Below are 11,824 nucleotides of genomic sequence, written 5' to 3'. Positions count from 1 at the left end.
ATCATGGCCAGGTGACTTCCGCCCAGACCCGCGATCCCCGGACCCAGGACACCCGCCCCGCCCCGGACACCGCCCGGGGCGCCGACACCGGCCCATGGGGGGAGCTCCGGGGCCGGGACTTCGCCAAGGGCCACGGCACGGGCAACGACTTCGTGCTGCTGACCGACCCGCGCGCGGAGCTGGCCCTGGACGCCGAGCTGGTGACCCTGGTGTGCGACCGCCACCGCGGCATCGGGGGCGACGGGCTGATCCGCGCCGTGCGCTCCGAGGCGATCCCCGAGGGGCGGGCCGTCCTGGCGGCGGCACCGGACGCCGAGTGGTTCATGGACTACCGCAACAACGACGGCTCCGTCGCCGAGATGTGCGGCAACGGGGTCCGGGTGTTCGTCCACTACCTCGTCCAGCGGGGCCTCGCCGAGGTCCCCGAGGGGGACGTGCTGCGCATCGGCACCCGCGCCGGCGTGAAGACCGTGGCCCGCACCGACTCCGGCTACGCCGTGGACATGGGGCCGTGGACCTTCCTCGACGGGGAAGCGGCCCGGTCCCGCGGCTCGGACGCCGTCGTGACGGCCGAGGGGCTGAAGGTGCCCCGCCCGGCGCTGTCGATCGGCATGGGCAATCCGCACACCGTCGTGGCGCTCGCCGAGGGGGAGAAGCTCGACCAGCTGGGGCTGCACACCGCTCCCGCCGTGCGCCCGGAGCCCGCGGACGGGACCAACGTGGAGTTCGTGGTCCCCGCCGACGGCGACGACGACGGCGTGGGCCGGGTGCGGATGCGCGTGCACGAGCGCGGCGTGGGCGAGACCCAGTCCTGCGGGACCGGCGCGTGCGCCGCGGCCGCCGCGACCCGCTTCTGGGGCGGTGCCACGGCGCCCGACCAGTGGCTCGTGCAGGTGCCCGGCGGGATCGTGTCCGTGACGTTCGTCCCGGCGCCCGACGGCGCCGAGCACGTGGTGCTCGCCGGACCGGCCGTGCTGGTGGCCGACGGCACCTTCGTCTGAGGCCCGGTCCCGGCCGGCCGGTCAAGGCCGCCCAGGCCGGGCCGCTCAGTCCCGCCGTGCGACGAGCAGGACCCGGAACCCCTTGTCGGTCTTGTGCCGGGACACCCGGAAGCCGCCGCCCAGCGCGGTGCCCAGCCACTTCTGCAGCGAGTCCGCGCCGAGGTTCTTCTGCACCACCAGCCACGCCGTGCCGCCGTCGGCCAGCCGCGGCAGCCACCGGAGGAGCAGCTCGTGCAGCTGCTGCTTGCCGATCCGGATGGGCGGATTGGACCAGATGGTGTCGAACCGCCGCCCGGCGGGCACCTGCTCCGGGAGCAGCGCCTCCACATTGGCCAGGCCCAGGGCCGCGGCATTGTCCCGGGTGAGCCCCAGCGAGCGCTCGTTGACGTCCACGGCCGTGACCCGGGCCTGCGGGGCGGCCCCGGCCAGGCTCAGGGCGATCGGACCCCAGCCGCAGCCGAGGTCCAGGAGCTCCGCACCGGCGGGCTCGGGAACATTTTCCAGCAGCACGGACGTTCCCTTGTCGAGGCCTCGCGGGCTGAACACCCCGTTGGAGGTCTGCAGCACGACCTCCCGCCCCCGCAGGGTCACGGCCACGGACCGCCGCACCTCGGGTGTCGAGGGGTCCTCGGAGAAGTAGTGCTCGGTCCCCGGGTTCGGGGTCGCCGGGCCGGCCACGGGATCGGGGAAGTCGGGACGCGGTGCCATAGCGCCCCATGCTACCGACACCGCCCACGCACCGGAGACCGGCGTCATCCCGGCCGGGACGACCGGCCCGACCACCGGGATGTCCGGCTCCGCCACTAGAATGCACTGATCAGCGTCCCGTCCGAAAGGAACCATGACCCACCCCCGTGAAACCCCTGCCGAGCCCCGCGCCGCCGCGGGGCCCGAGAACGGCCTGAGCCGGCAGGACCTGGAGGACGTCGTCGAGCGCGTGCTGTCCCGGGCCCGCGCCCGGGAGGAGGCCGCCGGGCAGGACACCGTCCCCGCGGACGACTCCACCACGCCGGGCCGGTTCTCCGGCCGGGCCCGCGAGCTCGCCGCCCCGGAGGACGGGCACACCGTCCACGACGGCGACCAGCAGGACCTCGAGGAGCGCCGCGCCCTGCGCCGCGTCGTCGGCCTGTCCACCGAGCTCGAGGACGTCACCGAGCTCGAGTACCGCCAGCTGCGCCTGGAGCGCGTGGTGCTGGCCGGGCTGTGGACGGAGGGCACGCTCGCGGAGGCCGAGAACTCCCTGCGCGAACTCGCCGCGCTCGCCGAGACCGCGGGATCCGAGGTGCTCGACGGCATCGTCCAGCGCCGGACCAAGCCGGACCCGGCCACGTACCTGGGCTCGGGCAAGGCCAAGGAGCTGAAGGACATCGTCGCCGCGACCGGCGCGGACACCGTCGTCGTCGACTCCGAGCTCGCCCCCTCCCAGCGGCGCGGGCTGGAGGACGTCGTGAAGGTCAAGGTCATCGACCGCACGGGCCTGATCCTCGACATCTTCGCCCAGCACGCCAAGTCGAAGGAGGGCAAGGCCCAGGTCGAGCTCGCCCAGCTCGAGTACCTGCTCCCGCGCCTGCGCGGCTGGGGCGAGTCCCTGTCCCGCCAGGCCGGCGGTCGCGCCGCCGCCGGTGAGGGCATCGGCTCCCGCGGCCCCGGTGAGACCAAGATCGAGCTGGACCGCCGCCGCATCCGCACCCGCATGGCCAAGCTGCGGCGCGAGATCGCCGCCATGAAGCCGGCGCGCGAGACCAAGCGGCTCAACCGCCGCCGCCACTCCGTGCCGTCCGTGGCGATCGCCGGCTACACCAACGCGGGCAAGTCCTCGCTGCTGAACCGGCTCACGGACGCCGGGGTGCTCGTGGAGAACGCCCTGTTCGCCACCCTGGACCCCACGGTCCGCCGCACGCAGACGCCGGACGGCATCGGCTACACGCTCTCGGACACGGTCGGCTTCGTCCGGTCGCTGCCCACGCAGCTCGTCGAGGCGTTCCGCTCCACCCTGGAGGAGGTCGCCGACTCCGACCTCATCCTGCACGTGGTGGACGCCTCCCACCCGGACCCGGAGGGCCAGATCCGCGCGGTGCGCCAGGTCTTCACGGACATCGACGCCCAGAACATCCCCGAGATCATCGCCCTGAACAAGGTGGACGCCGCCGACCCGTTCGTGGTCGAGCGGATCAAGCAGCGCGAGCGCAACGTCGTGGTGGTCTCGGCCCGCACGGGGGAGGGCATCGAGGAGCTCCGCCGGCGGATCAGCGAGTCCATCCCGCGACCCGAGACGGTGCTGGACCTGGTGGTGCCGTACCAGCGCGGCGACGTGGTCAGCCGGCTGCACGACTGGGACGCGGAGATCCTGCGCACCGAGCACCTGGCCGAGGGCACCCACCTGCTCGTGAAGGTCCGCGAGGACCTCGCGGCCGAGCTCGCGGAGTTCGCCCCCGAGCACGCTCCCGGCTTCGGCGCCGAGAGCGCCTGAGCGCGTGGCCACCGCCCTCGTGGACGAGTCCGGGCACGATGTCTCGGGCGTGCGCCCGGAGACCCTGCCGGGAGCCAAGGACGCCCTGGCCCTGCTGGACACCGCCGTGACGGCGATGGGCGGACAGGTCCGGGACGGCCAGCGGCTGATGACCGCCAAGGTCGCCGAGGCCCTGGACCGGGGCCGGCACCTGCTGGTCCAGGCGGGGACCGGCACCGGCAAGTCCCTCGCGTACCTGGCCCCGCTCGTCGAGCACGCCCAGCGCGCGGACAAGCCGGTGGTCGTGGCCACCGCGACCCTGGCGCTGCAGTCCCAGATCGTGGGCCGGGACGTGCCGCGCCTGCTGGCCGCCCTCGAGGACGAGCTCGAGCGCGACGTGGACGTGGCCCTGCTCAAGGGCCGCAGCAACTACGCGTGCCTGCACAAGATCGAGGGCGGCTACCCGTCCGACGACGACCCCGGCGCGCTCTTCGCGCTGCCCGACGCGGCCCCGCACCCGGGCGCCCCGCAGCCGGAGGCCGCCGAGCACCCCGGGCGGCTGGGCCAGGAGGTCCAGCGCCTGCGGGAGTGGGCCCGCGACACCGGGACGGGCGACCGGGACGAGGTGCTCCCGGGCGTCAGCGACCGCGCCTGGCGCCAGGTGTCGGTCACGGCCAAGGAGTGCCTGGGCCGCAGCTGCCCCCTGTTCGAGGACTGCTTCGCGGAGCTCGCCAAGCAGCGGGCCGGCGAGGCCGACATCGTCATCACCAACCACGCCCTGCTCGCGATCAACGCGTTCGAGGGCATCACCGTGCTGCCCGAGCACGACGTCGTGGTTATCGACGAGGCCCACGAGCTCCAGGACCGGGTGACGGGCGCCGTCACCGGCCAGCTCTCCGCGGCCATGGTCCGCTCGGCCGCCGCGTCCGCGCGCAAGCACACCTCCGCCAGCCCCGACTCCCTCACCGCCGGGGCCGGCCATCTCGAGGCCGCCCTGATGGGCGCTCCCGCGGAGCTGCTGCACCGCGGCCTCGGGGACGCCCAGACGGCGGCCGTGGCCCAGATCCGGGACGCCGCCCGCACCGTCATGACCGAGTCCAAGGCCGGTCCGGGGGAGAAGGACGGGGACGCCGGCCGGCAGATGGCCCGCTCCCGGGTGAGCGACGTCCTCGAGCTGGCCGAGCGGATCCTCGCCGCCGAGGAGCACCGCGAGGTGCTGTGGATCTCCCGGCAGGGCGGCTGGGAGCCCGGCCGCGGCTACGTGGCCGCGGAGGACACCGACCCGGCGACCCTGCACGTGGCGCCGCTCAGCGTGGCCGGCACCCTGCGGGAGGGGCTCTTCGACGGGCGCACCGTGGTCCTCACCTCGGCCACCCTGTCCGTCGGCTCGTCCTTCGACTCCGCCGCCGGCGCCCTCGGCCTGCGGGGCGAGGGCGCCCCGCGCTGGGAGGGCGTGGACGTCGGCAGCCCGTTCGACTACCCGAAGCAGGGCATCCTCTACCTCGCCAAGCACCTGGAGAAGCCCGGCCGCCGGCTCACGGAGGCCCAGCTCGACGAGATGCTGGCCCTGCTGGAGGCCTCCAAGGGCGGGGCCCTGGGGCTCTTCTCCTCCCGCCGGGCCGCGGAGGAGGCGGCCGAGGCGCTGCGCGAGCGCACCGACCTGCCGATCCTGTGCCAGGGGGAGTCCTCGCTCGCGGGACTCGTGCAGGAGTTCACCGACGACCCGACCACGAGCCTGTTCGGCACGATGAGCCTGTGGCAGGGCGTCGACGTCCCGGGGGCCTCGTGCCGGCTCGTGATGATCGACCGGATCCCCTTCCCGCGCCCGGACGACCCGCTGGCCAGCGCCCGCAGCCGCGCCGCGGAGCGGGCCGGCGGCAACGGGTTCATGTCCGTCTCCGCGACGCACGCGGCGGTCCGTCTCGCCCAGGGAGCCGGACGGCTCATCCGCGCGGGCGGGGACCGGGGCGTCGTGGCGATCCTGGACTCCCGGATCGCGACCGCCCGCTACGGCGGGTTCCTGCGCGGGTCCCTGCCGCCGCTGTGGACCACCACGGACCGCGCGGTGGTGCTCGGGGCGCTGCAGCGGCTCTCCGTGGGCTGAGCGCGCACGGCCGCCGCCCGGGGCCCGTCCCGGATCCGGACGGCACCGGATCCGGACGGCACCCGATCCGGACGGCACCCGGGCCCCCCGCCGTCGGCGGAGCGCCCGGGCACCGGGGCGTGCGGCGGCTCAGAGGCTGCGCAGCACCGAGACGACCTTGCCCATCACGGTGGCGTGGTCGCCGAGGATCGGCTCGTAGCGCGTGTTCTGCGGGAGCAGCCAGGTGTGGCCGTCCCGCTGCCGGAAGGTCTTGACCGTGGCCTCGTCGTCGAGCAGGGCCGCCACGATGTCGCCGTTGTCGGCGGCGCTCTGCCGGCGCACCACCACCCAGTCGCCGTCGCAGATCGCGGCGTCGATCATCGAGTCGCCCTTGACGCGCAGCATGAACAGCTCGCCGTGGCCGACCAGCTGGCGGGGCAGCGCGAGGACGTCCTCGACGGACTGCTCGGCCGTGATCGGCCCGCCGGCGGCGATGTGGCCGACCAGGGGAACCATGGTCACGTCCGCCGAGGTGGACAGCTCGGCCACGGCGTCGTGGGCGGCGGGGCGCGCGGTGCGGCCGGTCGGCGCCGTCGCGACCTCGGGCGACGGCTCGGCGGACTCCGCCCCGGCGGTGCCGCGCAGCTGCAGGGGGGTGAGCACTTCCATGGCCCGCGGGCGCTTGGGGTCGCGGCGCAGGTAGCCCAGCTTCTCCAGCTGGGAGAGCTGGTGGGTGACGCTCGAGAGGGAGGCCAGGCCCACGAGGTCCCCGATCTCGCGCATGGACGGCGGATAGCCGTGCTCGGCGATGGAGCGTTGGATGGCCTCGAGGATGGTGCGCTGGCGCACGCTGAGCCCGCGGCTGCGCGAGCGCGCCCCGGGGCGGGCACCCCGGGCGCGGGGCTCCTCGGGGGTGGGGGGCTGGGCCATGGGAGCGTCGTCCTTTCCCGTCCGGCTGCTGGTGCCGCCGCCGGTCTGCGCGGTCCCGGTTCCGATGTCGGACCCGGGTGGTTCGATGGGTCCCGGTCGGAAGGCGCCGGGGGTTCGCAGCGCGCGCCGGCCGGAGGCCCGAACCTGTCCTCAGCCTAGGCGACACGCCGTGTGGGTTCAAACATATGTACGACCCGGTGTCGACAGCCTTCGCAGACACGTGCTAGACATGGGTCATCGGTATTCGAAAGTATGTTCGATCGAATGGAGGCCCGCAGGGGCCGTCGACCGGACCGGTGTTCGAGATCGCCCGCTCCGTGCGGGAACGTCAAGGAGTTCATGTCATGAGTGCCAGTGCCACCCTCAGCGCCGTCGTCACCCGCCGCCAGGAGCCCGCAGGATCCGCCGGGGGCCTCGGCCGCGCGCTCCGGCGCGCCCGCCCCGTGCGCTCCGGCTCCCGCACCCACCTGACCCTGACCCGCCGCGGCCGCCTGGTGTTCCTGGGGCTGCCCGTCCTCGCCGGGTCCGCCGCCCTGGTCGTGCTGGCCGTGATCTTCCTCGTCCCCGCCACGGCCACGGCCACGAGCGAGCCCGTCCTGGGCTCCGGGACCGAGCAGACCACCGTGTTCCCCGGGCAGAGCCTGTGGGAGCTCGCCGTGGCCGCCGACCCGGAGCGGGACCCCCGGGACGTCATGGACGAGATCGTGGAGCTCAACGACCTGGACAGCTCCGTGCTCGTGGCCGGCCAGCTCCTCGAGGTCCCGGCCGCCTGAACGGCCCGCCCCGGGCAGGGCGTCCCGGACCGGGCAGCTGAGTGGTGAACCGGAGCAGCAGGACGGAGCAGGAAGCCGGGACGGCGCACCCGGGCGGAGCACTAAACTGTTCGGGTGACGCAGAACCTGGACCGACTCAACGCCCTCCCGCTCCGCGACGACCTGCGCGGCAAGACGCCGTACGGCGCCCCGCAGCTCGACGTCGCCGTGGCGCTCAACACCAACGAGAACACCCATCCGGTCCCGGCGGACGTGCACGCGGCGATCGTCCAGGAGGTCACCGAGGCGGCCTGGGCCCTCAACCGGTACCCGGACCGCGAGTTCACCGCCCTGCGCGAGGAGCTCGCCGCGTACCTCGGCCACGGGCTGGGTCCCGGGAACCTCTGGGCGGCCAACGGCTCCAACGAGATCCTGCAGCAGATCCTGCAGGCCTTCGGCGGGCCCGGCCGCACCCTGCTCACCTTCGTCCCCACCTACTCGATGTACCCGCTGCTGGCCTCCGGGACGCACACCGGCTTCGTCGCGGGGGAGCGCGCGGCGGACTTCGGCCTGTCCGCGGAGTCCGCGGCCGAACAGGTGCGCCGGCACTGCCCGGACGTGGTCTTCCTCTGCTCGCCCAACAACCCGACGGGCACGGCGCTGGGCGCGGACGTGGTCACCGCGGTGTACGAGGCGGGGGAGGAGTTCCGCACCGTCGTGGTGGTCGACGAGGCGTACGCCGAGTTCTCCCACGGCGGCACCCCCACCGCGCTCACGCTGCTGGAGGGCCGGCCCCGCCTGATCGTCTCCCGCACCATGAGCAAGGCGTTCGCGCTCGCCGGCGCCCGCCTGGGCTACTTCGCGGCGGCGCCCGAGGTCGCCGACGCCGTGCGCCTCGTCCGGCTGCCGTACCACCTCTCGGCCGTCACCCAGGCCACGGCCCTGGCGGCGCTGCGCCACTCCGCGTCGCTGCTGGCCAACGTGGAGGACATCAAGATGCAGCGCGACCGGATCGTCGACGAGCTCAAGCGGCTCGGGCTCGAGCCCTCCGAGTCGGACTCGAACTTCGTGTTCTTCGGCGGCATGGAGGACTCCCGAGCCATGTGGGAGGCGCTGCTGGCGGACGGGGTGCTCGTGCGGGACGTCGGGATCCCCGGACACCTGCGGGTCACCGCCGGCACCGCGGAGGAGACCACCGCCTTCCTGACCAGCATGGAGCGGATCGTCTCCGGCGGCTGAGGGGCCGGGGTCTCCCCGACCCGGATAGCATGGAAGCAGACCACCACCACCGGGCCCGGGGCGCCGCCGCGCGTCCCGGACCGGACCACCCGCGGCCCGCCGACGGCCGTGCCGCGCCCGCGAGGAGTTCCCACCGAATGAGCGACCAGACCACCACCCGTGCGCCCCGCCGCGCCGCCCTGGAGCGGCGCACGAGCGAGTCCACGGTGTCCGTCGAGATCGACCTCGACGGCACCGGCGAGAACGACATCGCCACCTCCGTGCCGTTCTACGACCACATGTTGACCGCACTGTCGAAGCACTCCCTGATCGACATGCGGATCCGGGCGACCGGGGACACCCACATCGACGTCCACCACACCGTCGAGGACACCGCGATCGTCCTCGGGGACGCCCTGCGCCAGGCGCTGGGCGAGAAGGCCGGGATCCGCCGCTTCGGCGAGGCCACCGTCCCGCTGGACGAGGCCCTGGCCAACGCCGTGGTCGACATCTCCGGCCGGCCCTACGTGGTCCACACCGGTGAGCCGGAGGGGCAGCAGTACCACCTCATCGGCGGGCACTTCACCGGCTCCATGGTTCAGCACGTCTTCGAGTCCCTGGCCCACCACGCCGGCATCTGCCTGCACGTCACGCTGCTGGCGGGCCGGGACCCCCACCACATCGCCGAGGCCCAGTTCAAGGCCGTGGCCCGCGCCCTCCGCCAGGCCGTGGAGCCCGACCCCCGGGTCCGCGGGATCCCGTCCACGAAGGGGGCCCTGTGAGCACCGACGGCACCGCCACGACCGACGGCGGCGCCCGGCCCACCGTCACGGTCCTCGACTACGGCGCCGGCAACGTGCGCTCGGCCGTGCGCGCCCTCGAGGCCGCCGGCGCGGACGTGGTGCTCAGCGCCGACCCCGAGGCGGTGCTCGACGCCGACGGCCTCGTGGTCCCCGGCGTCGGCGCGTTCGCCGCCGTGATGGACGGGCTGCGCTCCGTGGACGGGCTGCGCCTCATCGGCCGCCGCCTGGCCGGCGGCCGCCCCGTGCTGGGCATCTGCGTGGGCCTGCAGGTCCTCTTCGACTCCGGGGTGGAGCACGGCCGGGAGACCGAGGGCATGGGCGAGTGGCCCGGCGTCGTCGAACGGCTGAAGGCCGACGTGGTCCCGCACATGGGCTGGAACACGGTCGAGCCGCCCGAGGGCAGCGTCCTGTTCCGGGGCGTCGAGGACCAGCGGTTCTACTTCGTGCACTCCTACGGGGTGCAGGAGTGGGACTTCCCGCAGAGCATCCAGAAGATGCAGCCGCCGCAGGTCACCTGGTCCGACCACGGCGGACGCTTCATCGCGGCCGTGGAGAACGGGGCCCTGTGCGCCACGCAGTTCCACCCGGAGAAGTCCTCCGAGGCCGGCATTCAGCTGCTGCGCAACTGGCTCGGCACCCTGCCGCGCACCGGACGCCTCGACCACCTGAAGGCCGGTGACCCCCTGGGCGGGGCCGCCCTGGCCGGCCGCCCGACCCTCGAGAGCCAGGACGACGCGGCGTGAGCTACGCCGTCGTCGTCATGGTGTTCGGGGCGTTCGTCGCCGGCGGCGCCATCTCCTTCCACCAGCAGCACAAGCCGCTCTGGACCGTCGTCCTCCTGGCCCTGACGGCCGCGGGCCTGATCGGCTACGGCTGGTACGCCTGGTTCCAGGGCCGCTGAACCCTCCCGTCCGAGACCCCGAACCCCGAGAAGAGAGATCCCATGTCCCTGAGCGAGACCCCCCGCCTCCAGCTGCTGCCCGCCGTCGACGTCGCGGACGGCCAAGCCGTGCGCCTGGTCCAGGGCGAGGCCGGCTCCGAGACCGGCTACGGCGACCCGCTCGAGGCCGCCCTCGCGTGGCAGGAGGCCGGCGCCGAGTGGATCCACCTCGTGGACCTCGACGCCGCCTTCGGCCGCGGCGACAACATCGACGTGCTCCGCCGCGTCGCCGCCGAGCTCGACCTGAAGGTCGAGATGTCCGGCGGCATCCGCGACGACGCCTCGCTGGAGCGGGCGCTGTCCCTTGACCCCGCCCGGATCAACCTGGGCACCGCGGCCCTCGAGAACCCCGAGTGGACGCGAAAGGTCATCGCCGAGCACGGCGACGTCATCGCGGTGGGCCTCGACGTGCGGGGCACCGTCCTCGCCGCCCGCGGCTGGACCGAGGAGGGCGGCGACCTCTGGGAGGTCCTGGACCGCCTCGAGGAGCACGGCTGCGCCCGCTACGTGGTCACCGACGTCACCAAGGACGGCACCCTCAAGGGCCCCAACCTCGAGCTGCTGCAGGAGGTGGCGACCCGCACCGACAAGCCCGTGGTCGCCTCCGGGGGCATCTCCTCCCTCGACGACCTCGCGGCCCTGCGCACCCTCGTGCCCTCCGGCGTCGAGGGCGCGATCGTGGGCAAGGCCCTCTACGCGGGCCGGTTCACCCTCGGGGAGGCCCTCGACGTGGCGGGCCGGCCGGGGGCGCGGTGACGGGGCGACCCCTCCCGGGGCACATCGCCGCCCAGCTCGCGGGTGCGGGCGGCACCGAGGACACCGGCGGCCAGCCCTGGGCCGGGCGCAACCTGGGGGAGGGCACCAGCCACACCCACCGGTTCCCCGACGACGACGGCGCCGCCGCCCCGGCCGTGCTGCAGGCCCTCCAGGACCTGCGGGCGGGGACGGCGGACGAGGCCTCCGTGGTCGCGGCGCTCGCCGGGACCCGGGTGTTCGTGCCCGTCGTGGCGGAGGTCTCCGCCTCGACCGTGACCGAGGCCGGTCTCGTGGCCGACAAGGAGGCCGACATGGCGCTCGTGTCCCTGCGGGCCGCGGACGGACGGCAGGTGCTGCCGGTCTTCACCTCCACGGCGGCGCTCGCCGGCTGGCACGCCCAGGCCCGGCCGGTGGCCACGGACGTCCGCCGGGCGGCCGTGGCCGCGGTCAAGGACGGCACCCAGCTGCTCGTGCTCGACCCCGGCACGGTCCTCCCGTTCGTCGTGCGCCGCCCGGCCCTCTGGGCGCTGGCCCAGGGCAGGCCCTGGACGCCCGCCTACCGCAGCGCGGCGGTCGAGGCGGCCGTCCGGCGCTGCGCCGCGGACCTGCCCGGGGTGCTCGGGGTCGGGACGGCACCCGGGGACGGAGTGGCCGTGCGCGCCGCGGACGGACGGCTCGTCCAGGGCGGCGGGGCGGGCCCCGAGCTCGCCGTCGTGCTGTCCCTGCGGGCCGGGCTCGACCGGGCGCAGCTGGACGACGTCGTCGCCCGCTTCCAGGCCCGGCTGAGCGTGGAACCGGCCCTCGCGGAGGACGTGGACTCGATGCAGCTGCGCCTCACGACGGCGGGCTGACCCGGGGAACCCGGATCAGCCCGCGACGTTCGGGGGGTGAC

The 11,824-nt window shown here is 74.6% G+C and carries 12 protein-coding genes; 10 read left to right on the top strand and 2 right to left on the bottom strand.

Features of this window, described 5'->3' with window-relative positions; genetic code table 11:
* The first annotated feature begins 11 nt into the window (after positions 1 to 11).
* On the top strand, positions 12 to 1,001 hold the full coding sequence (dapF, locus tag ACFYE3_RS11440; RefSeq protein WP_387609159.1) for a diaminopimelate epimerase: 990 nt from the start codon (positions 12 to 14) through the stop codon (positions 999 to 1,001).
* Positions 1,002 to 1,046: 45 nt separating this feature from the next.
* On the opposite strand, the gene ACFYE3_RS11435 is transcribed toward dapF, so the two are convergent.
* Positions 1,047 to 1,709 (bottom strand): class I SAM-dependent methyltransferase, encoded by a 663-nt coding sequence (locus tag ACFYE3_RS11435; protein WP_387609157.1) that lies wholly within the window; start codon positions 1,707 to 1,709, stop codon positions 1,047 to 1,049.
* A 133-nt stretch (positions 1,710 to 1,842) separates the two neighbouring features.
* Here ACFYE3_RS11435 and hflX point away from each other — a divergent pair, with 133 nt between their 5' ends.
* Entirely contained in the window at positions 1,843 to 3,471 is a 1,629-nt protein-coding gene (hflX, locus tag ACFYE3_RS11430) for a GTPase HflX (RefSeq protein ID WP_387609155.1), read from the top strand.
* 4 nt (positions 3,472 to 3,475) lie between these two features.
* Entirely contained in the window at positions 3,476 to 5,554 is a 2,079-nt protein-coding gene (locus ACFYE3_RS11425) for an ATP-dependent DNA helicase (protein WP_387609152.1), read from the top strand.
* Between the two features lie 129 nt (positions 5,555 to 5,683).
* Here ACFYE3_RS11425 and lexA read toward each other — a convergent pair whose 3' ends face one another.
* Positions 5,684 to 6,463, bottom strand: coding sequence for a transcriptional repressor LexA (lexA, locus tag ACFYE3_RS11420; protein WP_387609151.1), 780 nt, complete (start codon positions 6,461 to 6,463; stop codon positions 5,684 to 5,686).
* Positions 6,464 to 6,807: 344 nt separating this feature from the next.
* Between lexA and ACFYE3_RS11415 the strand changes: the two genes are divergently transcribed.
* The 7 genes from ACFYE3_RS11415 (at position 6,808) to ACFYE3_RS11385 (ending at position 11,783) form a co-directional block, all read left to right on the top strand.
* Complete coding sequence (locus tag ACFYE3_RS11415; protein ID WP_387609149.1) at positions 6,808 to 7,236, top strand: LysM peptidoglycan-binding domain-containing protein; 429 nt, start codon at positions 6,808 to 6,810, stop codon at positions 7,234 to 7,236.
* Positions 7,237 to 7,350: 114 nt separating this feature from the next.
* Positions 7,351 to 8,454, top strand: a complete 1,104-nt coding sequence (locus ACFYE3_RS11410) for a histidinol-phosphate transaminase (RefSeq protein ID WP_387609147.1) — start codon at positions 7,351 to 7,353, stop codon at positions 8,452 to 8,454.
* Between the two features lie 137 nt (positions 8,455 to 8,591).
* A complete protein-coding gene (gene hisB, locus ACFYE3_RS11405) occupies positions 8,592 to 9,215 on the top strand; it encodes an imidazoleglycerol-phosphate dehydratase HisB (RefSeq protein WP_368820636.1) in 624 nt (207 codons plus the stop codon).
* Positions 9,212 to 9,979 carry an imidazole glycerol phosphate synthase subunit HisH gene (gene hisH / locus ACFYE3_RS11400; protein ID WP_387609144.1) on the top strand — a complete coding sequence of 256 codons (768 nt, stop codon included), beginning with the start codon at positions 9,212 to 9,214 and terminating at the stop codon, positions 9,977 to 9,979. Before hisB ends, hisH begins: the two co-directional genes overlap by 4 nt.
* Entirely contained in the window at positions 9,976 to 10,137 is a 162-nt protein-coding gene (locus ACFYE3_RS11395) for a hypothetical protein (RefSeq protein ID WP_368831985.1), read from the top strand. The genes hisH and ACFYE3_RS11395 overlap by 4 nt, the downstream gene beginning before the upstream one ends.
* A 42-nt stretch (positions 10,138 to 10,179) precedes the next feature.
* On the top strand, positions 10,180 to 10,932 hold the full coding sequence (priA, locus tag ACFYE3_RS11390; protein WP_387609142.1) for a bifunctional 1-(5-phosphoribosyl)-5-((5-phosphoribosylamino)methylideneamino)imidazole-4-carboxamide isomerase/phosphoribosylanthranilate isomerase PriA: 753 nt from the start codon (positions 10,180 to 10,182) through the stop codon (positions 10,930 to 10,932).
* Positions 10,929 to 11,783 (top strand): SseB family protein, encoded by an 855-nt coding sequence (locus tag ACFYE3_RS11385; protein ID WP_387609139.1) that lies wholly within the window; start codon positions 10,929 to 10,931, stop codon positions 11,781 to 11,783. Before priA ends, ACFYE3_RS11385 begins: the two co-directional genes overlap by 4 nt.
* Positions 11,784 to 11,824 lie beyond the last annotated feature (41 nt).

Origin of the sequence: Kocuria arenosa (genome assembly GCF_042879215.1) — a bacterium.
Taxonomy (GTDB): domain Bacteria; phylum Actinomycetota; class Actinomycetes; order Actinomycetales; family Micrococcaceae; genus Kocuria; species Kocuria arenosa.
Note: the sequence above shows the minus strand (reverse complement) of the source record. Positions and strands in the feature narration are given on the sequence as shown.